The sequence below is a fragment of the Frondihabitans australicus genome, from assembly GCF_003634555.1.
Classification (GTDB): Bacteria; Actinomycetota; Actinomycetes; order Actinomycetales; family Microbacteriaceae; genus Frondihabitans; species Frondihabitans australicus.
In genome coordinates this window covers 687,745-708,359 of the sequence record NZ_RBKS01000001.1, presented here as the reverse complement: position 1 = coordinate 708,359, position 20,615 = coordinate 687,745, and the positions used below count along the sequence as shown (strand labels likewise).

The following is a 20,615-nucleotide window of genomic DNA, read 5'->3' as shown; positions in this document are numbered from 1 at the left end:
TGAAACTGGACGTGAGGTCGAAGGTCAATTTCAGGAATTCCTGAATTCAGGCGAACCTGTAACTCGCCAGGGCGAACACTGCTCCCCCGCCGAGACGGGTCACGCGAGCGCGACGGGAGCAGCACGGACGACGGCGACGTCCGCGGGCGCGGCGAGGACGAGGGGCGCGCGCGACGGAAGCACGGCGTCGTGGGGCGCGAGGGGGCGCCCGTCGGCCAGGGTCGCGGGGGTGAGCAGCAGGACGAGCGCGGTCTCGGATCCTGCGCCCGCCTCGACCACGTCGGTGCGCGAGACGGAGAGAGAACCCGAGACGACACCACGCCGCACCATCAGGTTGAAGGCCTGGACGGGCCCGCTCACGCCGACGGCCGACACGGCGGCGGCCCCGTCGAAGGTGAGCTGCCGGCCGACCGACAGCGCGTGCGGCACCCCGTCGACGACAAGCGTGAGCGGCGGACCGCCAGCGTGCAGCAGCGTGCGGTCGAACCCCGAGTAGTCGGAGAACGGGCCCTCGCGATCGATGACGGCCAGCGCGATGCGGAAGTCGGGCCCCTCGACGAAGGTCGACGAGACTCCCCCGCCGTTGGCCCACGGCTGCCACTCGCGGCCCAGGGCGGGCAGGATGCGCGGGGCCGGGTCGATCACGCCGCCACCCTACCGGCGTCGGGCGGTCAGAACGCCCGCAGATTCCCGCGCAGCGTCGGCTCGGAGTACGAGGTGCGGACGAGCCCGCGCTTCTGGAGCTCGGGCACCACTCCGTCGACGATCTCCGACACGTAGCGCCTCGTCGGGGTGAGCGACGAGAAGAGGAAGCCGTCGCCGCCGACCTCGCGCATGACGTCCTCCATGTCGGCCGCGACCGACGCCGGCGTGCCGACGAACCGCATGCCGTTCGCGAGCGGTGCCGCGGCCAGCTCGCGCAGGGTCTTGCCCGAGGCGATCATGTCGTTCAGCTGCCCCTGGTGGCCGTTCGTGGTGAGGCCCGCGGGCAGCGGCTGGTCGGGGTCGAACTGCGCGAAGTCGATCATCGTCACGCTCGAGAGGCCGCCGAGGTTGTGGTCGTAGGTGCGCATGGCGTCGTCGCGGATTCGCGACACCTTCGCCGTCGCCTCCTCGACGGTCTCGCCGAGCACCGGCTCGGTGATGAACATCACCTTGATCTCGTCGGGGTCGCGCCCGGCCTCGACGGCGTACGCGCGGATGCCGTCGCGCACCGCCTTCATCGCCGCGACGTCGGAGCCCGTGGCGATGATCGAGTCGGCGTGCTGGGCCGAGAAGCGCATGCCTCGCGGCGAGACGCCGGCCTGGAGGAGCACCGGCTGCTTCTGAGGCCCCGGAATCGTGTTCAGCGGCCCGCGGGTGGAGAAATGAGCGCCCGAGAAGTCGACGCGGTGCACCTTCGACGGGTCGACGTAGAAGCCCGACTCGGTGTCCATCACGACGGCGTCGTCGTCCCACGAGTCCCAGAGGGCTTTCGCGGCGCGGATGAACTCGTCGGCGAGGTCGTAGCGGGCGTCGTGCTCGGGCTGCCGGTCGAAGCCGAAGTTCCGCGCGGCCGCGTCGTTCGAGCCGGTGACGATGTTCCAGCCGATCCTGCCGTCCGAGATGTGGTCGAGCGTGACCATGAGGCGGGCGAGACGGAACGGCGAGATCTCGGTGGTCGCGACTGTGGCGATGACGCCGATGCGGCGGGTGTCGCGGGCGATGATGCTGGCGAGGGCGGTCGGGTCGAGCTTCGGGGCGCGCTGGCCGTACTTGAGGTAGGCGTCCATCGAGCCGCCGAACTCGCTCGGCACGTAGTTGGAGTCCTCGAGCATGAAGTAGTCGAAGCAGCCCCTCTCGAGGTCGCGCGCCATGTCCACGTAGAACTGGCCCGACAGCCAGTCGCGGCTCGAGGTTCCCGACCACGGCTTGTTCCAGGCGGGCACGCGGTAGCCGTCGAGGAACCATCCGAGGTGGAAGCGGTCGGGCACGGGGACTCCTTCGAGCGGCGGGACGGGATCGTGCCCCAGTCAATCGGCGCGGTGTTTCGCTACCGATGCCTCGCGGTGAAGCGCGCATTACGCGAGCGGGCCCGCTGGTAGCGTGCGGGTATGAGCGACGAGGCCAGTCACAACGCGGGTGGGCAGCAGGCGGGCGCGGCGGCGCCGGGCGACGGCGAGCGGCCGGCGAACGCGGGGGCGCAGGAGCAGCGGGGCGTCGCCGTGGTGACCGGCGGCGGCTCCGGAATCGGCCGGGCGGCGGCCCTGGAGCTCGCGAACGACGGCTGGACGGTCGTGATCGCCGGGCGGCGTCGGGAGGCGCTCGACGAGGTGGCGGGCGAGTCGGGCCGGATCCTGCCGCTCGTGGCCGACGTCACCCGCGAAGACGACGTCGTGCGCCTGTTCGACGAGACCGTGCGGCGTTTCGGCCGCGTGGACCTGCTGTTCAACAACGCCGGGGCGGGCGCGCCGCCGACCGACCTCGACCGGATCTCGCTCGAGACCTGGCAGGCGGTGATGGACGTCACGGTGACCGGGTCGTTCCTCTGCGCGCGGGAGGCGTTCCGCGTGATGCGGGCGCAGACCCCGCAGGGCGGCCGGATCATCACGAACGGCTCGATCTCGGCCTACGCGCCGCGGCCGCTCTCGGCGCCGTACACCGTGGCGAAGCACGCCGTCTCGGGGCTGACGAAGCAGATCCAGCTCGACGGCAGGCCGTTCGGCATCTCGGGTTCGCAGATCGACATCGGCAACGCGGTGACGCCGATGACCGCAGGATCCAGCGCGGGCAGCCTGCAGGCCGACGGCTCGGTGCGCGTCGAACCCACGATCGACGTCGCCGAGACGGGCCGCGCGGTGTTGTACATGGCGAACCAGCTGCCCGGCGTGAACGTCGCGAACCTCACGATCATGCCGCCTGCCATGCCGCTCGTGGGGCGGGGCTAGGGTCCGCCGTCACACGGCGAGGGCGTTGGCCCGGGCCACCTCGCCGTACCACGCCGCGCTCGGCTTCGGCATCCGTTCGAACGTCTCGCGATCCCACGCGATGAGCCCGAAGGTCGGCGCGTAGCCCGACGCCCACTCGTAGTTGTCGAGCGCCGACCAGTGCTGGTAGCCGAGCACGGTGACACCGTCGTCGATGGCCCGGTGCACCCCGGCGAGCGCGTCGCGCGTGTAATCGATGCGGCGCGAGTCGTCGGCGGTGGCGATGCCGTTCTCGGTGACCATGACGGGCACGTGGCCGGAGAGCTCCCACGCGCTCCGGATCCCGTCTTCGGCGGCGGGCGGGTAGTACTCCCACCCGGTGAGCGTCGTCTCGACCCCCTCCGCCACCGGCAGGGGACCGGAAGCCCCGATGAAGGTGCGCGTGTAGGCCTGCACGCCGACGAAGTCGTCTCCGCGGGCGCTCTCGAGGTACCAGTCGTCGCGCGGGTAGCCGTAGCTGCGCAGGGTCTCGGCGGATCCTGGTTCGCCGGTGGCTCGGAAGGCCTGGGTCGCGACCGTCCAGCCCGACTGAAGCCCCGGCACCGACGACAGCACCTCGCGCGAGCGGCGGTGCGACGCGAGCAGAGCGTCGGCGACGCCGAGGTCGGGGTTCGGCAGGCCGTACGCGACGAGGTTCGCGGAGTCCTCGCCGCCGGCGAGCATCGCGGCGATGTTCGGCTCGTTGATCGTGCAGACGTAGCGGACGCCGCTCGACACGATGGGCAGCGCGATCTCGGCGTAGCGCGCGAACAGGTCGGCGGCATCGGGAGCCCGCCAGAACCCGTCGCGGTCGAACCAGCGCGGCACGGTGAAGTGCATCAGCGTGACGACGGGCTCGAGGCCGAACTCGAGCGCCGTGTCGACCATGCGGCGGTAGTGGTCGATCTCGGCCCGCGAGACGAAGCCCCGCTCGGGCTCGATGCGTGCCCACTCGACGCTGAACCGGTAGGAGTTGAGGCCCAGGTCGGCGAGGAGGCGCATGTCGTCGCGGAACCGGTGGTAGCTGTCGGCGGCGTCGCCGGACGGCTCGACGATGGTGGTGCCGGGGTCGTGCTCCATCGCCCACCAGTTGCTGTTGACGTTGTTGCCCTCGATCTGGTGCGCGGCGGTCGCGGCGCCCCAGAGGAAGCCGTCGGGGAATTCGAGCATGGGTGTCTCCAAGCGTGAGGTACGGGCGGACGGGGAGACGCGACTCAGGCGACGCCGTCGCGGGCCGGGTTCGGGATCGCGTCGAGCAGGCGGATCGTGTAGTCGTCGGTGGGGTTCCGCAGCACCGCCGAGGTCTCACCGCGCTCGACGACGCGGCCCTGGTTGAGGACCAGGATGTTGTCGGTCACCACGCGCGCCGAGAGGAGGTCGTGCGTGATGTAGAGCATGCTCACGCCCCGCTCGACACGGAGGTCGTCGAGCAGCGCCAGCACCCCGGCGCGCAGCGACACGTCGAGCATCGAGACGGGCTCGTCGGCGATGATCACCTGCGGGTCGCTGGCCAGCGCCCGGGCGATGACGACGCGCTGCCGCTGCCCGCCGGAGAGCTGGTGCGGCAGCTTCTGCGCGAACTGCTCGACCGGGGTGAGCCCGACCGTCTCGAGCAGCTCGAGCATGCGTCGCCGGGCCTCCCGCCCGCGCAGGCCGGTGTAGTTCAGCACCGGGCGCATGAGCGTGTACTCCACGGTGTGCAGCGGGTTGAGCGCCGCGTACGGGTCCTGGAACACCATCTGGATGTCGCGGTGCAGCTCGCGCTGCGCCCGCGACCGTCGGCTGAGCCGGTCGATCCGCAGGTCGCCGAAGGCGACGGTGCCCGAGGTCGGGCGCTCGACGGCGGTGATGATCTTGGCGATGGTGGACTTGCCGGATCCTGACGCCCCCACCAGCGCGAGAGCCTCGCCCGGTTCGAGGGTGAACGACACTCCGTCGACGGCGGTCACGGCGCTCTCACCGCGACGGGGCGGCGGGTAGACCATGCCGATGCTGTCGACGACGAGCGTCTTCGTGGCGACACGGTTGACGCTGGCGCGCGAGCCGGTCGAGGTGGTGGGCTGCACGGCGCGGTGCTCGAAGCCCGGCAGCTCGATCGTCTCGGCGCGCGGGTCGGCGTAGTGGCCGAGCAGCATCTTCGTGTACTCGTCTTTCGGGGCGGTGAGCACCTCGCGCGACGGGGCGTCCTCGACGATGCGGCCCTCGTGCATGACGAGCACCCGTTCGGTCGCCTCGAGCACGATGCCGAGGTCGTGGCTGATCAGGATCGCGGTGAAGCCCTCGGATCTCTGCAGCTGCGTGATGGTCTCCATCACGGCGTGCTGCACGAGCACGTCGAGAGCGGTCGTGGGCTCGTCGAAGACGAGCAGCTGGGGTTCGAGCGAAAGAGCCAGGGCGATGGAGACGCGCTGGCGCATGCCGCCGGAGAGCTCGCCCGGGTAGCGGTCGAGGACGGTGCCGGGCAGCTCGACCTTGCCGACGAGCTCGACCGACCGCGACTCCCACCGCTCGCGCGGCACATGACGGTGCGCGCGGTAGATGTCGCGGAAGTGGTCGCGGATCGTCCGCACCGGATTCAGCGCGTTCATGCCCGACTGCAGCACCATCGCGAACCCGCCGTGGCGCTGCTCGCGGAGCTGCTCGCCCTCGATGGTCGCGACGTCGGTGCCGTCGAAGAAGATGCTGCCGGCGGCGATGCGGGCGGGCGGCTTGGCGAGGCGGGTGAGGGCGAAGCCGAGGGTGGACTTGCCGGATCCTGACTCCCCCACCAGCCCGATGAACTCGCCGCGGCGCAGGGTGAACGACACGTCGTCGACGGCGCGGAAGGCGTCGGACGCATCGGAAGCGGACGCCCCGGATGCCCCGGACGTGTCGTAGACGACGGTCAGCCCGCGCACGTCGAGGAGGCGGTCGTCAGCGGTGGGGGCCGGAGCCCCGGTGGTCTCGAGCGTCGTGGTCATCGTCCGCTCCCCTCTCGCAGGCGCGGGTTGCTGAGGCCGTCGACCCCGAAGTTGATGAGCGTGAGCGACGTCGCGAGCAGCGCGATGCACAGGCCGGGCGCGAACAGCAGCACCCACTGGCCGGTGAGCAGCGCGTTCGAGTTCTGCGCCCAAAAGAGCATGGTTCCCCAGCTCACGGTCGACGAGTCGCCGAGCCCGAGGAACTCGAGGCCTGCCTCCGCCAGGATCGCGCTCGTGGCGGCGCCGAAGAAGCTGCCGACGATCAGCGACGTCATGTTCGGCAGGATCTCGCGGAACACGATCCGCCAGGCCGAGTCGCCCGAGAACTGCGCCGCCGTCACGAAGTCGCGCGAGCGCAGCGACTGCGTCTGACTGCGCAGCACGCGTGCGCCGAACGCCCAGCCGGTGAGCACGACGACCAGGATGATCATCACGATGCCGCCGTTCTGGAGGTACGCGGCGATGACGATCATGAGCGGCAGCGACGGCACGACCAGGAAGAGGTTCACGACGAACCCGGCGACGTCGCCGGCGAAGCCGCGCGTGTAGCCCCAGCTGAGGCCGATGACGACCGCGATGCAGGTCGAGAACAGGCCCGCCAGGAAGCCCACCATCACGCTGATGCGGGCGCCGTGGATCAGCTGGCTCAGGACGTCCTCGCCGGCCGCGGTGGTGCCGAACCAGTGGGCGGCGCTGGCGTTCGCGCTCCGGGCGAACGTCGTCGCGGAGGGGTCGTAGGGGGCCAGGAGCGGCGCGAAGATCGCCACCAGGACGAACACCGCGAGCATGACCGCCCCGATGCGGGACTTGCGGTTGCTCCAGATGGTGGAGGCCGCGCGCACCACCACGCGCCACGGCGACGGGGCCGCGGCGACCTCCGCCTGGGCGGTCGCGACATCGTGCGGCAGCTGGGGTTCGAGAGTCGACGTCATCGTCGCACCTACTTCCGGGTTCGGGGGTCGAGGACGCCGTACAGCAGGTCGACCAGGAAGTTGGCGACGAGCACGCTGACGGTGATCATGAGGAAGAGCGCCTGCATGAGCGGGTAGTCCTGGTTGGTGACGGCCTTGAGCAGCAGGTAGCCGATGCCGGGGTAGCCGAAGACGCTCTCGACCAGCAGCGACCCGCCGACCACGCCGCCGAGGGCGAGGCCGAACGAGGTGAGGTTCGGCAGGATCGCGTTGCGCGCCGCGTACCGGACCGCCACCGTGCGGCTCTTCAGACCGTTCGCCTCGGCGAAGGTGACGTAGTCGTCGCCGAGCGTGTTGATCATCGTGTTGCGCATGCCGAGGATCCAGCCGCCGAGCGACGTGATCAGGATCGTGAGCGCTGGCAGCACGGCGTGGTAGAGCACGTCCGTGACGTACGGACCGGTGAACGCCGGGGTGTCGGTGACGCCGGCGGCCCCCGAGGTCGGGAACGCGTGGGCGACGTAGCCGAGGAAGAACAGGAGCAGCAGGGCCGTCCAGAAGTACGGGAACGCGCTCATGAACGATCCGCCGAGCGTCGGCAGCGCCTCCACCCAGGTGCCGCGCTTCCACGCCGCGAGCACGCCGAGCAGCGTGCCGCCCACGAACGCGATGACCGTCACGACGCCGACGAGGATCAGCGTGTACGGCAGCGCGCCGGCGATCAGCGACGACACCGACTCGGGGTAGAACGTGTAGCTGACCCCGAAGTGCAGGGTGACGACCTGGTGCAGGTACTCGCCGTACTGGGCGATCAGGCTGCCCTTCGGCACGCCGAGCTGGGCCTCGATCGCCTTCTTCGTGGCGTTCGAGACGGGGCCGGACTGCGAGAGCTTCGCGATCGCGGCGTCCGCCGGCGAACCGGGCATGAGCCTGGGCAGGATGAAGTTGACGGTGACGGCGGCCCAGAGCGTGAGGACGAACAGGCCGAGCTTCTTGATCCAGCGCATCAGCTGCTCGCCTTCGCCTTCTTGAGGTGGGTGAAGATCAGCAGCGGGGTCGACTGGTAGTTCTTCGGGCTCGCGTACGGGTCTTTCGCCGTCGGCCAGCCGGTGAACTTCGAGGTGTTGTAGAGGCCCCAGGAGCCGCCGTAGTAGATCGACAGGAACGGCAGCTTGTCGTAGACCACCTGCTGCAGCTGGTACCCGAGCTGCTTCTGCGTCGAGCTGTCGGTCGTGGCGCGGAACTGCGCGAGCAGCGAGTCGGTCTGCTTGTCGCTGAACCGCTCGAAATTGCTCGGCGCGGCCTTGCCGATCGGCTTCACGAAGGACGAGTCGAGGGCGACGTTGAAGTCCTGGTACAGCGATCCGGTGCCGCCGAACCCGCCGAGCGCGAGGTCGAAGTCGCCGTTCTGCAGGGCCAGCTGGTACGCGGCGGGCTGCGGCTGGGTGATCTTCACCTGGATGCCGACGGCGCCCAGCTCTTTCTGGATCGCCTGGACCGCGCGCAGCCAGTCGGTGTAGCCGTTGGCCGTCATCAGCGAGAGCGTCGCCTGGTTGCCCTGCGCATCGACGAGCTTGCCGCCCTTCTCGGTGTAGCCGGCCTTCGCGAACGCGGCGAGCGCGCCCTTGGTGTCCTGTGCGATGAGGCCCTTGTTCGGCAGCGACGGGTCGAGGAGGTCGTTCTGGGCGGGCAGCAGGAGCCCGTTCTGGCCGGCCTGCTGCATGTAGCCCTCGGCCGCGGAGTCGCCGATCGCCTTGCGGTCGAGAGCCAGCGAGAGACCCTGCCGGAAGTCGAGGTTGTTGAACGGCGCCTTCGTGAGGTTCGGGTAGAGCACGATCGTGCCTCCCGGCGGGAACCAGTACTTGTTGTCCTTATTCGCCGCGAGCCAGGTGCCCTTCACGTCGCTGATGAACGAGTAGGCCCAGTCGTAGCCCTTGGTCACGACGTCGAGCTGCGTGTTGCTGCCGGGCAGGATCAGGTGCTTCGCCGCGACCTTCGAGGCCTGCCAGTAGAGGTCGTTCTTGTCGAGGCTGTACTGCTGCGGGTAGAAGTTGCCGAGCTTGTAGGGGCCGGTGCCCACCGGGTTCGGGTTCAGCCAGGTGTTGGGGTGCTTGACGCTCTTCCAGATGTGCTGGGGCACGATCAGCACCTGCGAGATGATCGACGCGGCCGGGGCGTCGGCGCTCTTGAGGTGCACGGTGACGGTGTCGCCCGCGGTCGAGACCGAGCCGATGTACTGCCAGATGCCGGTGGTGTCGAGCGTCGGGTACTTCTTCAGCAGCGCGAACGTGAAGGCGACGTCGGCGGGCGTGAACGCCTTGCCGTCGGACCACTTCACGCCGGTGCGGATCGTGTAGTCGATCGTCGACGCGTTCGGCTGGGCGACCTTCGAGGCCAGCCACGGATGCTGCGCGCCGTCGAGGTTGTTGACGACGACGAGCGGCTCGTAGATGTACGGCGTCGCGGTGCGCGCGTTCGTGAGGAACGGGTTGAAGTTGCGCGTGAGCGTGGGCGAGCCGGTGTCGGCGGCGATGAGCATCGTGTCGCTGCCGATCGAGGGATCGGGGCGCGACTTGATCTGGATGCTGCAGCCGGCGGCGGCGAGCGCGACCACCGCGGCGACGGCCGCGAGTCGGGCGAATCTTCTGGCGTGGAGCATCGTTGCTTCCGGCCTTCCTGTCGGTCGGGCGCGTCGCGTCCGCGCGAGCACCTGCACTCGACTGTAAGCGCATACATCGATCGATGCAACCCCTGGGCGCCGCGGCGCGACGCTACGAGACGGGCTCGGAGCTCCCCCGCAGCAGCACCTTCACCGGCAGACGCACGCTGATCGGCGCCTGCTCCGGGTCGTCGAGCCGGCGCCGCATCACGCTCATCGCGGCCCGCCCGAGCTCGAGCATCGGCTGCTCGACCGTGGTCAGCGGCGGCGACGACAGCCGCCCCTCCTCGATGCCGTCGAACCCGGTCACGATCACGTCGCCCGGCACCGACACCCCCGCGGCGGCCAGCGCCGACATCACGCCGAGGGCGGTCTGATCGTTCGAGCAGACGAGCGCCCGAGGCAGGGGCGCAGGAGCAGCGAGCAGCCGCTCGCCCACAGCCCGGCCGCCCGAGCGCGTGAAGTCCCCCCGCACCACCGGCACGGCCCGGGCATCGAGCCCACACTGCTCGAGCGCGAGACGGAACCCGTCGTAGCGCTCCTGGTCGTCTGGCGACCCCTCCGGGCCTGAGACGAACGCGAAGTCGCGCACGCCGAGGTCGTCGACGAGGTGGGCGACGAGAGCGTGCATGCCCTCGGCGTTGGCGACGGTCACGTGGTCGTAGTCGTCGCCCTGCCGGTCGCCGGCGATGAGCACGATCGGCACGCGGCGCGACACGTGCTCGAGGATCGCGTCAGGCACGCTGTGCGCGAGCAGCGCCAGCCCGTCGACGCGCCCGGCGATGTCGGTCACCATCTCCACCGGGTTCGAGCCCCGCCCGACGCCGATCATGAGCGTGAAGCCGTCGCGCCAGGCCTGCACCTCGCTGCCGCGGAGGACGGCGTCGAAGTAGAGGTCCGTGCGCCGAGGGGTGTCGGCGGGGTGCAGGTCGGAGACGATCTCGACGGTGGCCGTGGGGGTGTCGGCGGGCTCCTGCGACCCGGGGCCTGGGCCGCTGGAGGGGGCGGTGCCGATCGACGGGTCGGTGCCGATCGAGGGGTCGGCGTCGCCGGTGTGGTCGACGTCGTCGAAGTCGGGGAAGAAGAGCCCCAGCACGCCGGTGCGCCGTGCCGCGAGGCCGCGGGCGCTCGCGCTGGGGACGTAGCCGAGGGCGCGCACGGAGGCGAGGACGGTCTCGCGGGTGGATGCGCGTACATCGTCGGGACGACGAAAGACCCTCGAGACGGTCGCGATCGACACCCCGGCGTGCGCCGCCACGTCGTAGACGGTGGGGGTCTTCTGCATCGGGACTCCTCGGGGTGGACGGTGCTCCGGGACTCGCCCCTGCGAAGCGTGTCGCGGGGTCGTGCCAGGCTGGAACCATGAGCGACGACGCCCCGACCGATCTTCCGTGGTGGACGAACGCCGTCGTCTACCAAATCTATCCCCGCAGCTTCGCCGACTCGAACGGCGACGGCATCGGCGACCTCGGCGGCATCCGGCAGCACCTCGACCACCTCGTGCATCTCGGAGTCGATGTCGTCTGGCTCTCGCCGATCTACCGCTCGCCGCAGGTCGACAACGGCTACGACATCAGCGACTACCAGAGCATCGATCCGCTGTTCGGCACCCTCGACGAGTACGACGCGTTGCTCGCGGAGTGTCACGCGCGCGGCCTCAAGCTGATCATGGACCTCGTCGTCAACCACACCAGCGACCAGCACGCCTGGTTCGTCGAGTCGCGGTCGTCCCTCGACAACCCGAAGCGCGACTGGTACCTGTGGCGCGACCCGGTCGACCGCTCGGGCGTCGCCGGGCTCGACCCCGCAGACGCCGCGCGCCGCGAGCCGAACCTCTGGAACAGCGTCTTCTCGGGCCCGGGCTGGCAGCTCGACGAGACGACCGGGCAGTACTACCTGCACATCTTCGCCCGCGAGCAGCCCGACCTGAACTGGGCGAACGCCGAGATGCGCGACGCGGTCTACTCGATGATGACCTGGTGGCTCGACCGCGGCGTCGACGGGTTCCGCATGGACGTCATCAACACGATCGCGAAGATCGAGCGCGACCTGGTCGGCGAGAGCCGCGGCTACGTCATGGGCCCGCAGGTGCACGAGTACCTCCACGAGATGCACGAGCGGGTCTTCGCCGGGCGTGACGCCCAGCTCATCACCGTCGGCGAGACTCCTGGCGCCACCGTCGACGACGCCGTGGCGTTCACGGCGCAGGATCGCGGAGAGCTCGACATGGTCTTCCAGTTCGAGCACGTCGGCCTCGATCACGGCCCCCGCACCAAATTCGACAACATCCCGCTCGCCCTGCCGGCGCTCAAGGCGTCGCTGGCCCGCTGGCAGGAGGGCCTCGCCGACCGCGGCTGGAACAGCCTCTACTTCGGCAACCACGATCAGCCGAGGTCGGTGTCGCGATTCGGCGACGACGGCGCGTTCCGGTACGAGTCGGCCACGGCGCTGGCGGGGATCCTGCACCTGCATCGCGGCACCCCGTACGTCTATCAGGGCGACGAGATCGGCATGACGAACGCCGGCTATCGGTCGCTGTCGGACTACCGCGACCTCGAGTCGCTCAACTGGGCCGCCGACGAGCTCGCGACCGGGCGCCCTCTCGACGACGTGCTCGACTCGCTCGCATTCCGTTCGCGCGACAACGCCCGCACCCCGGTGCAGTGGTCGGCCGGGCCCGGCGTCGGCTTCACGACCGGTGTTCCGTGGCTGGCGCCGCCCGCCTCGGCGTCGACCGTCAACGTCCAGGCCGACCTGGCCGCGGGGTCGCGGTCGATCGTCGAGTTCTACCGTCGCCTCATCGCGTTGCGACACTCGTCGGCGGTCGTCCGTCAGGGTCGGTTCGAGCTGCTCGAGCCGTCGCACCCCGCGCTGTGGGCGTTCACTCGCACCCTCGACACGTCGCGCCTGCTCGCGATGGCCAACCTCTCGGGCGCGGCGCTGCCGCTCGACGGGCTGTCGCTGGCGAGGGCGCAGGATCCGGGGGCCGACCACCCCGTGCTCCTCGGCAACTACGCGCCTACCGTGGCCGCGGAGAGCCTGCGGCCGTGGGAGTTCCGGGTCCTCGCCCTCGACTGATATCGGGCGAGTGTTCGCGATCCTGCGCGATATCGCTTGTCTGACGCCGTCGAGATCGCGAGAATCGTCGAATGGCGACCGTTCCGCGCACCTCCCCCACGCACCTCGACGCGACCTCGAAGAAGATCATCGAGCAGCTGCAGGAGGACGGCCGTCGCTCGTACACGGAGATCGCAAAAGCCGTGGGGCTCAGCGAGGCCGCCGTGCGGCAGCGGGTGCAGCGCCTCACCGAGTCGGGCATCATGCAGATCGTCGCCGTGACCGACCCGCTGCAGCTCGGCTTCTACCGGCAGGCGATGATCGGGATCCGCGTGACCGGCGACACGCGCATCGTCGCCGATGCCCTGGCAGCCCTGCCCGAGGTCGACTACGTGGTGCTCACCGCCGGCACGTTCGACCTGCTCGCCGAGGTCGTGTGCGAGGACGACGAGGAGCTGCTCGTCCTGCTGAACTCGCGGATCCGGTCGCTCGACGGCGTCGTCGCGACCGAGACGTTCGTCTACCTGAAGCTGCACAAGCAGCAGTACGACTGGGGGACGCGGTAGGGGGTGCCTCACTGTCGGCACTTGTGCCGACAACCTAAGGGGGGACTCGCACCTCACCTGGAAGTGACATACCGTCGAGTACGGACATGTACCCCGACGCACCAGGGAAGCGCTTCGTACTCGTGAGGATTTTCGGCAGGATCGGCATCGCCGTTCTCGCATTCGGACTCGTCTTGTCCCCCGTTGTGGCTACGGACGGAGTCGCGAACGCGACGACGTCTGGCAGTGAGCTCTCGGGAGCTTCCGGGAACGGCGTCTCGGACGGAAGCTTCGGAACGTGGCGTGGAGCGAGCGTCGACATCGCCGGCACGTGGTCGGACAACGATCTCAACAGCGTGAACTTCTGGCAGTTCCAGCAGGGTGGCGACCTCGCGAACTGGAACAAGCCGGTCGATGTCGCCGTCGGCGCCATCGATGCCGGCGAGACCTGGCAGGCCGCGGCCTCCGGCGCATACGACGCGCGCTGGACGACCTCGCTGACCCTCTTGAAGAAGCTCCGTTCCGGCACGACGGCCACCACGTATATCCGGTTCGCTCACGAGATGAACGGCAACTGGTACCCGTGGAGCGTCAATGCGTCGAACTACACCTACTTCGACGCCGCCTGGAAGCGCTATCGCGCGTTGCAGCAGCGAATCTTTCCTCAGGCCAAGCTCGTCTTCAGTCTGAATCGTGAGTCGATCGGCACGGGGATGGACTGGAGGAAGTTCTTCCCGGGCAGCTATTACGTCGACGTGATCGGCGTGGACTACTACAACCAGTATCCCTACGTGTCATCCGATACCCAGTGGTCATCGTCCCTCCAGGACACGGATCAGTGGGGTGCGCCGAAGGGCCTCGCTCAGTACCTCGCCTACGCCAAGAGCCAGGGACTGCCGCTCGCCATCCCCGAGTGGTCCGGCGACAACGAGTTCGGCGACTCGCCCGCCTTCGTCACCGACCTGTTGAGCTATGCCAAGGCGAACGGCGGGGACGGCGCCGGGCAGATCGCGTACGACATCCTCTTCAATGTCGGTGGCTACAACAGGGACTTCCAGCTCTACGGCCCGGACGCAGCGATGCCCAAGTCGTCCGCCGCGTACAAGGCCTTCTTCACGTCCGGTCCCGCGACCTCGCCGTCAGCGCCGAAGTCGTCGCCCGCTCCGTCACCGAGCTGGCTGAAGGCGGGCACATCCATGACCCCGGGTTCCTCCCTCGTGTCGTCGAACGGAAAGTACCGTCTCGCGTTTCAGTCGGACGGCAACCTCGTCGTCTACACCTCAGCGAACAAGGCCATCTGGCAGTCGAAAACAGCGGGCAAGCACGGAACGCGTCTGAGTCTTCAGAACGACGCCAATCTCGTCCTCTATCGCTCGACTCCGTCGCCGGTCTGGTACACCCGCACGTCGGGTCGCGGCGCGGGGTCGACACTCACCATGCAGTCCGACGGCAACCTCGTGCTTCGCAATTCGGCTGGCCGAGCCCTCTGGTTCACGCGACGCTGAGCCGCGTCGAGCCGAGTCGCGTCCTCTGGGCGACACCTGTGGGATGATGTGGGTACCGGATCCACCGCTTCCTCAACGATGGGCCCCTATGATCTTGGAATCCCGCGCATCTGCATTCCGAGTTGTCGGCGTTGTCGTCAACTACAACTACGAACGTTACGTCGCGTCCGCAATCCGGAGTCTTCTGGAGCAGACGATTCCCTTCGACGAGATCATCGTCGTGGACGACGGCTCGACCGATTCCTCTCGTGATGTCATCGCCGAGTTCGCCGACCGTGTGACCGTCATCTCGAAAGAGAACGGCGGTCCGCTGAGTGCTGCATTTGCCGCGCTCGATGCCACCGACTGCGACTACTTCTACCTGCTCGACGCCGACGACGTGGCCGAGCCTGATCTCCTGGAATCGCTCGGCGATCTCCTCCAGAGCTGTCCCGTCAAGGTTCAGTTCCAGCTCCGTTCCATGGACGAAACAGGAACGGCGATCGACAGCGTGTTCCCGTCGTATCGGGCCGGATACGACAGCGCATCGATGATCGATGACAACGGCACACTCGGCTTCTACGTGTGTGCGCCGACGTCCGGCAACGTGTTCTGGACCGACTACCTTCGGTTCCTGCGCAACCGTGACCTGGATGAACGCGGTGCGTACGACGGCGTTCCGGCTCAGGTCGCTCCTTACTTCGGAGACGTCGTGTCCGTCAATCAGCCGCTGGCCCGCTACAGGGTGCACGCGGCGAGCAAGTCATCGTGGGGCAATCCCACGGTTGAGCTCATGGATCGTGAGCTGACTCGATACCGCTCGCGCTGGGAACAGGCCGAGTCGATCTTGCGCGACAAGGGCATGACCCCGCCGCGGATCGAGAGCTCTGCCTACGTGCTGGAGCGCTTCCTCATGAAAGACGCGCTCCAGGGTCGGCGCCCGACGCTCCGGACGGGCATCCGCTACGCGGCGGCCGTGAGCGGGTCCGGCTACACGCTGTCGCAGCGAGTGGCGTTCTCACTCTGGGCCATCTCGTTGTCGATCGTTCCCGCGCGGATCTCTCGCGAGATGGTGGAAAAGCGCCGGTCGGCGGCGAAGCGAGGACGCATACTCGCCGCCGTCACGCGCCTGGCTCGCTCGCGCTGAACGATCTGTCCGGCAGGTCAGAGTACGTCGTCGACGGGCCGCTTGCCGCGGCGCGCGTCTCGGACCAGCAGGATCCAACACGGCACGATGACGACCGCGGCTGCGAGACCGAAACCCTCGGCGGCACCTCGGTCACCCTGAACGATGACGCCGACCACCGAGAATGCGAGCACCAGGGGGCCGAGGATGACGCTCGTGAGGAGCACCGATCGCATCCTGTTCAGGGCCTTCATGACGGCGGTGGCACCGGTTGTGGCGACGATCGAGCAGTAGTAGAGGACCAGCCCCGGCATGGTGGTCCTGGTGCCCGACCACGTGTCTCCGAGAAGCTCTCGACCGACGGAATCAGGAAGAAGCAGCAGGATCGCTCCCCAGGCCGCCGCCGCGACCACCAGAACGCCACTCAGACCGACTGCCGCCAGGATGAGACCCCGGGCCCGAAGGTCGCGACGCACGATCTCCGGTACGGCGAACGCGCTCAGCGCGAATCCGATGATGTTCAGCGGCCCGAGCAGAGTCTGCGAGGCACGCAGCGCACCGACGACCTCGACACCTCCGATGCTGGCGATGATGAGAAATCCGACCTGGATCGCTCCCATCGCCGACAGGGTGTTGGCGAAAGAGGGAACGCTGATGTCGCGATGTCCGAGGAGCCAGAGTCGAGCGCGACCGAGGGCGGGTCGCGCTCCGGCCTGACGGATCCCATAGACCGCCGCAGCAACTCCCGTCAGCCCCCACGCGAGGAAGTACACAGCCGCCATGTCGATGTGAAGCGCGATCAGGACTGCGAAGGCCAGTGCCCAGAGGACCGTCCAGATCAGGTCGTTGACGAAGGCCTTCCGCGGCGCGCCGAACGCCACGAATACTGTCCGCCAGAAGTCCTGCAGCAGCAGACCGGGCAGCACGATGGCGTCGGCGATGAGAGTCTCGCGCACGGGAATGCCGACGAGTAGTCCCGCCACGACCAGGATGACGGTGGCCGCGAGCCCGACGACGACGGCCGAACCTGCCCCGGCCATCGCGGCTCTGTGACGCTTCGGCGAGTCCGCCGCCGAATAGCCGATGACGAGCACCTGGTTCGTGACCGACTGAGACAGGGCCAGCGTCAGCGAGTACACGGTGAACGCGAGCGCGAAGGCACCGTACTGCGTGTCCGAGACGACGCGAGCGACACCGATCGTCAGGCCGGCATTGGACAGACTCGACAGAGCCTGGTCCGCGATGATCCAGATCGCCCGGCGCCGGAGGCCGCCGGCCGGGGTCGCCTGCTCACCACTCTTCTCGTCGAGTTGCGGTGTGATCGTCATGCGGGCTCCACCACTCTCGTCTGAAGGATCGGTTGATGGGCCGCCGAATATCTCGAAGCTCGCTCCGGTGGCGGCAGGATGTTGAGCCAGAACACCGTGCAGAACACGAGCTCGGCTTGGAGGAGCGACGCGTTCAGGAACAGGAACGCGAACGCCAAGCCGAGGAGCCATGGTCGACCGGCGAGGCCGAGTGCGAAGAGGACGCAGATCACCCCGAGGATCCCCACCGCGCCTGCCATGCCGTATTCGAAGAGGATCTTCGGGATGGTGGCTCGAGTGATGTCGCTCAGTCCGAGACCGTTGAGATAGTCGTCGGCCGTTCCGGAACCGTGACCGAACAACGTGTGGAAAGGCGAGTCGAACGATGCCGGCAGGAAGCGCGTGTACGGCTGGACGAACCGGAAACTCGAGCTGCTCGTGCTGTTCGATGCTTCTCCTGAACGTCCGACATACAAACGACCGAGTGGAGTAACGGCCGCCGCGGCCACGGCGGCGACCAGGCCTGGAAGCAGGGCGAGGAGGTTCCGCCGAATCGGCGAGAAGAACGTGAGGATCGCCCCGGGGATGAGGATCACCAGACCGTTTCCGGCGAGAGTCGGGACCATGCCTGCCAGCAGAATCAGCAGAACCGCCCAGTGCGTCCGTCGCCGGATACCGATCAGGATCGCCAGGCCGAGATACATCGACAGGAAGGACGGCTCCAGGAAGATGACGCCGTTGGATCGGCGAAGTTCGGAGCCGTACACGATGAACGCGTTGGGGCTGAACCCCTGGACCGTGAACTCTGTGGGGAGCAGCGTTCCGATCCAGTCGACGTTCGGGAGACCCACGTACTGCAGCCCGAACTGAAGGAGGGCGACGATGGCCGCGCCGACCATGAGTCGGGTGAAGACGGTCGCGACGAGAGCAACGGCTGCCGGCCCCTGTGACGATCGAAAGGCAGCCGGCACGTACAGGACTGCGAGGAGACCCAACGAGAAGATGGACGGAACCGCCCCGACCGCGATCTGCGCCAACGAGCAGGCGAGCCCGGTGAGACAGAGAATCGCCACGAGAATCCCGCGGAAGCGGTCGAATTCGAGCACACGCGTGGCGTAGCCGACCGCAATGAAGACGAGAATGACGGGCAGGATCAGTGGAATCGAGTTGCCGCCGAAACTGAGGGCGAACCGTTGAAGCACGATGGTGCAGAGCATCATGGCGGCCAGGTACGGGCCTTCGTGCTGGCGCCGCAGACGACGGGGCCGGTCGATCGCAGACATGGCCGTCATCGATCGGGTTTCTTCCAGGTGACCGCGCGGTCTCCGGCCACGAACCTCACCATGCCCGCAAGAGCGACCGCCTGGAGGTACGCCACCTGGGCCACGATCCCGGCTGGTCTCGGAAGGTCACGGCCTCGCGCTTCCGCCACGACGGCGATCGCGGCGACGGCATTGAACGCGAGGAATGCACCCGCCAGCGGGTTCCTGGGGGCGCGCGCAACGGCCAGACCGATCAGAGCGACATGGCTGAGTGGCCCCAATGTCGAGCGCCAGACCTTGTGCCCCCAGATCTTGGCGCTGATCGCGCCGGTCATCGGCGACAACATCCGGCGCTTCTGCGCCAGGACGAAGAAGCTACTCGCCATGACGCGAGTGCGACGCTCCCACGACAGGGCGAAGGAGCCGATCGACTCCTCGCGGACGGCGGCATCCGGTTCGTAGGCGACTCGGTGACCTCGGTCGTTCATGTCGAGGGAGATCCAGAAGTCATCGCAGGAGATGCCGACGGGAATCGGCTGCCACGCGGACTTGCGCACGGCGCAGAGACCGCCGTCCAGTGCGATCGTGCTTCCGGTCCGCCACTCGTTGCGCTTGATCCACGACGTGAATCGCCAGTATGCGAGTTCTCCCCCGTCGCCCTCGAGCTTCTCGCCGGCGACCGCGCCGATGCTCGAATCCGACAACCATGCGACCAGGTTCTGCAGTGATCCGCCGACGAGCTGGGCGTTGGCATCCGTGCAGACGATCCATTCCGTCTCGGCGTGGGCCACCCCGGCATTGAGCGCTGCCGATTTGCCGCCCCTCTGGTCCAGCAGGAGGATGTCCGCACCTGCTTCACGAGCGATTTCGGCTGTCTCCGCGTCGCCGTCGGCGACGACGAGGATCCGCACATCACCCGGATAACCGTTGTCCCTGATGTTGTCGACCTTGAGAGCGATGACGCCCTTCTCGCGGTAAGCCGGTACCACGACCGTGATCGGCGGCCACTCACTGATGATCGGCCTGACCGGTTCACGGCTCCTGAATCGCGCCGCGAGCCCGAGCAGAGCCGGGTACACGACATGTCCGGCAGCTACGGACGCCACCAGGCCAACCACGACGGCCGACGAACGCAGCCGGCTCACGGCGTCGAACCCACGGCGGTCGACGATGCGACAGCAGCCAGAAGCGGCTCCGTTGCCGAGCGCCAGGAATGGCGGCTGTCGACTGCCTCGACGCCCGCCTCTCCGATCCGCTGGGCGAGCGCGGGGTCACGCAGCAACGTAATGATCTCCCGGGCCATGCCCTCGACATCATCGGCGACGACGACTCCGTCGCCGATCAGGTCTTCCAGTCCCTCGACTCCGATCGCGGTGGCCACAACGGGTCGTCCGAACGCGAGGCTCTCGAGGATCTTGAGCCTCGATCCTCCGCCGGCGAGAAGGGGAGCCACAGAGATAGCCGATGCCTCGTACCACGGTTCGAGCCGATCGACGGTTCCCGTGACCACGACGCTTTCGGACGCGAGCCCACGCACCTCGGCGCTCGGCTCGCGCCCAACCAGGTGGAGGCGAGCCTCCGGGACGGCTTCGATGACGCGCGGCCAGACGTTCGTCGCGAACCAGACGGCGGCAGCGACATTCGGACCCCACGAGAGGAGGGCGACGAAGCTGACGACAGGGTCGACCGTGGGCGGGAGCGGTGTCGCCGAATCCCACGCGTTCGGAACCACGAGCACATTGTCTGCGTGAATCGCGGTGACGAGCTCTCGCTTGTCGCCTTCGCTCACCGCGGTCACGAGACGAGCACGGCCGGCTCGACGCTCGAGCCTCCGCAATGCGATGCTGTCGATGGCGTACAGGGCGCGGGCGACGCCTCGACGGGTCGCGGCGACCCGCGCGGCGAGCGCCGACTCGACGTTCTGCATGTCGATCACCGCGCGGCTCCACGCGCCCTTGGGCAGGTACATCTGGAGTTGCGGGTGCACGACGACGATCGTGTCGAAGGGATCGCCAGTCGCCGACGCGACGGCTTCGGCGAGATCGGCGTCCCAGAATCGAGCACCCGACAGCGATTGACCGTGGACGAGTCCGACCAACGTCTTCAGGATTCCGCGCCGAAGGGGGACGGCTCGGACTTCGAAGCCTTGGGACGCGAGTCCGGCTACGTCCTCCCCGTCTGCGGCGAAGCCGCAGATGACGACCTCGCCTACGTCTTTCAGAGCGCGAGCGATCGCCAAGGTTCGACGCTTGTCGCCGCTGTTGGGCGGCCAGGGGACGAACTTGGACACGACGATGCTGCGCATTTCCATCCTTCGGGAGACGGGAGTGTGTGCGGGCGAGACGAGCGAGGACAGGTG

At 68.3% G+C, this 20,615-nt stretch carries 17 protein-coding genes; 5 read left to right on the top strand and 12 right to left on the bottom strand.

Going from position 1 to position 20,615, the window contains the following annotated elements; genetic code table 11:
• Positions 1-99: 99 nt before the first annotated feature.
• Positions 100-645, bottom strand: a complete 546-nt coding sequence (locus C8E83_RS03260) for a HutD family protein (RefSeq protein ID WP_121368418.1) — start codon at positions 643-645, stop codon at positions 100-102.
• A gap of 26 nt (positions 646-671) precedes the next feature.
• Positions 672-1,973: an NtaA/DmoA family FMN-dependent monooxygenase gene (locus C8E83_RS03255; protein ID WP_121368417.1), complete on the bottom strand. Its 1,302-nt coding sequence runs from the start codon at positions 1,971-1,973 to the stop codon at positions 672-674.
• Between the two features lie 120 nt (positions 1,974-2,093).
• Here C8E83_RS03255 and C8E83_RS03250 point away from each other — a divergent pair, with 120 nt between their 5' ends.
• Positions 2,094-2,927: an SDR family oxidoreductase gene (locus tag C8E83_RS03250; protein ID WP_121368416.1), complete on the top strand. Its 834-nt coding sequence runs from the start codon at positions 2,094-2,096 to the stop codon at positions 2,925-2,927.
• A gap of 9 nt (positions 2,928-2,936) precedes the next feature.
• On the opposite strand, the gene C8E83_RS03245 is transcribed toward C8E83_RS03250, so the two are convergent.
• The 6 genes from C8E83_RS03245 to C8E83_RS19995 form a co-directional block, all read right to left on the bottom strand.
• Positions 2,937-4,115 (bottom strand): glycoside hydrolase family 1 protein, encoded by a 1,179-nt coding sequence (locus tag C8E83_RS03245; RefSeq protein ID WP_121368415.1) that lies wholly within the window; start codon positions 4,113-4,115, stop codon positions 2,937-2,939.
• A gap of 44 nt (positions 4,116-4,159) precedes the next feature.
• Positions 4,160-5,905, bottom strand: a complete 1,746-nt coding sequence (locus tag C8E83_RS03240; RefSeq protein ID WP_121368414.1) for an ABC transporter ATP-binding protein — start codon at positions 5,903-5,905, stop codon at positions 4,160-4,162.
• Positions 5,902-6,837, bottom strand: coding sequence for an ABC transporter permease (locus C8E83_RS03235; protein WP_121368413.1), 936 nt, complete (start codon positions 6,835-6,837; stop codon positions 5,902-5,904). Before C8E83_RS03235 ends, C8E83_RS03240 begins: the two co-directional genes overlap by 4 nt.
• Positions 6,838-6,845: 8 nt before the next feature.
• Positions 6,846-7,823 (bottom strand): ABC transporter permease, encoded by a 978-nt coding sequence (locus C8E83_RS03230; protein ID WP_121368412.1) that lies wholly within the window; start codon positions 7,821-7,823, stop codon positions 6,846-6,848.
• Complete coding sequence (locus C8E83_RS03225) at positions 7,823-9,475, bottom strand: ABC transporter substrate-binding protein (RefSeq protein ID WP_121368411.1); 1,653 nt, start codon at positions 9,473-9,475, stop codon at positions 7,823-7,825. Before C8E83_RS03225 ends, C8E83_RS03230 begins: the two co-directional genes overlap by 1 nt.
• A gap of 112 nt (positions 9,476-9,587) precedes the next feature.
• Complete coding sequence (locus C8E83_RS19995; RefSeq protein ID WP_121368410.1) at positions 9,588-10,760, bottom strand: LacI family DNA-binding transcriptional regulator; 1,173 nt, start codon at positions 10,758-10,760, stop codon at positions 9,588-9,590.
• A gap of 77 nt (positions 10,761-10,837) precedes the next feature.
• Between C8E83_RS19995 and C8E83_RS03215 the strand changes: the two genes are divergently transcribed.
• The 4 genes from C8E83_RS03215 (at position 10,838) to C8E83_RS03200 (ending at position 15,708) form a co-directional block, all read left to right on the top strand.
• On the top strand, positions 10,838-12,553 hold the full coding sequence (locus tag C8E83_RS03215; protein ID WP_121368409.1) for a glycoside hydrolase family 13 protein: 1,716 nt from the start codon (positions 10,838-10,840) through the stop codon (positions 12,551-12,553).
• 71 nt (positions 12,554-12,624) lie between these two features.
• Entirely contained in the window at positions 12,625-13,098 is a 474-nt protein-coding gene (locus C8E83_RS03210; RefSeq protein ID WP_121368408.1) for an Lrp/AsnC family transcriptional regulator, read from the top strand.
• Between the two features lie 335 nt (positions 13,099-13,433).
• A complete protein-coding gene (locus tag C8E83_RS03205; protein WP_170159834.1) occupies positions 13,434-14,582 on the top strand; it encodes a glycosyl hydrolase in 1,149 nt (382 codons plus the stop codon).
• Between the two features lie 88 nt (positions 14,583-14,670).
• Positions 14,671-15,708 carry a glycosyltransferase gene (locus C8E83_RS03200; RefSeq protein ID WP_170159833.1) on the top strand — a complete coding sequence of 346 codons (1,038 nt, stop codon included), beginning with the start codon at positions 14,671-14,673 and terminating at the stop codon, positions 15,706-15,708.
• Positions 15,709-15,725: 17 nt separating this feature from the next.
• Here C8E83_RS03200 and C8E83_RS03195 read toward each other — a convergent pair whose 3' ends face one another.
• From C8E83_RS03195 to C8E83_RS03180, 4 genes are read right to left on the bottom strand one after another with little or no spacing between them, the layout of a single operon-like run.
• Positions 15,726-17,015, bottom strand: a complete 1,290-nt coding sequence (locus C8E83_RS03195) for an MATE family efflux transporter (protein WP_121368405.1) — start codon at positions 17,013-17,015, stop codon at positions 15,726-15,728.
• Positions 17,012-18,286 carry a hypothetical protein gene (locus tag C8E83_RS03190; protein ID WP_121368404.1) on the bottom strand — a complete coding sequence of 425 codons (1,275 nt, stop codon included), beginning with the start codon at positions 18,284-18,286 and terminating at the stop codon, positions 17,012-17,014. Before C8E83_RS03190 ends, C8E83_RS03195 begins: the two co-directional genes overlap by 4 nt.
• A complete protein-coding gene (locus C8E83_RS03185; RefSeq protein WP_170159832.1) occupies positions 18,283-19,401 on the bottom strand; it encodes a glycosyltransferase in 1,119 nt (372 codons plus the stop codon). Before C8E83_RS03185 ends, C8E83_RS03190 begins: the two co-directional genes overlap by 4 nt.
• Complete coding sequence (locus tag C8E83_RS03180) at positions 19,398-20,561, bottom strand: glycosyltransferase (protein ID WP_170159831.1); 1,164 nt, start codon at positions 20,559-20,561, stop codon at positions 19,398-19,400. The genes C8E83_RS03185 and C8E83_RS03180 overlap by 4 nt, the downstream gene beginning before the upstream one ends.
• Positions 20,562-20,615: the final 54 nt, after the last annotated feature.

Bases quoted from the DNA above. Each gene is read 5' to 3' on its own strand.
- C8E83_RS03250 (WP_121368416.1), top strand. From the start codon at position 2,094: ATGAGCGACGAGGCCAGTCACAACGCGGGTGGGCAGCAGGCGGGCGCG.
- C8E83_RS03245 (WP_121368415.1), bottom strand. From the start codon at position 4,115: ATGCTCGAATTCCCCGACGGCTTCCTCTGGGGCGCCGCGACCGCCGCG.
- C8E83_RS03240 (WP_121368414.1), bottom strand. From the start codon at position 5,905: ATGACCACGACGCTCGAGACCACCGGGGCTCCGGCCCCCACCGCTGAC.
- C8E83_RS03235 (WP_121368413.1), bottom strand. From the start codon at position 6,837: ATGACGTCGACTCTCGAACCCCAGCTGCCGCACGATGTCGCGACCGCC.
- C8E83_RS03230 (WP_121368412.1), bottom strand. From the start codon at position 7,823: ATGCGCTGGATCAAGAAGCTCGGCCTGTTCGTCCTCACGCTCTGGGCC.
- C8E83_RS03225 (WP_121368411.1), bottom strand. From the start codon at position 9,475: ATGCTCCACGCCAGAAGATTCGCCCGACTCGCGGCCGTCGCCGCGGTG.
- C8E83_RS19995 (WP_121368410.1), bottom strand. From the start codon at position 10,760: ATGCAGAAGACCCCCACCGTCTACGACGTGGCGGCGCACGCCGGGGTG.
- C8E83_RS03215 (WP_121368409.1), top strand. From the start codon at position 10,838: ATGAGCGACGACGCCCCGACCGATCTTCCGTGGTGGACGAACGCCGTC.
- C8E83_RS03210 (WP_121368408.1), top strand. From the start codon at position 12,625: ATGGCGACCGTTCCGCGCACCTCCCCCACGCACCTCGACGCGACCTCG.
- C8E83_RS03200 (WP_170159833.1), top strand. From the start codon at position 14,671: ATGATCTTGGAATCCCGCGCATCTGCATTCCGAGTTGTCGGCGTTGTC.
- C8E83_RS03195 (WP_121368405.1), bottom strand. From the start codon at position 17,015: ATGACGATCACACCGCAACTCGACGAGAAGAGTGGTGAGCAGGCGACC.
- C8E83_RS03190 (WP_121368404.1), bottom strand. From the start codon at position 18,286: ATGACGGCCATGTCTGCGATCGACCGGCCCCGTCGTCTGCGGCGCCAG.
- C8E83_RS03180 (WP_170159831.1), bottom strand. From the start codon at position 20,561: ATGCGCAGCATCGTCGTGTCCAAGTTCGTCCCCTGGCCGCCCAACAGC.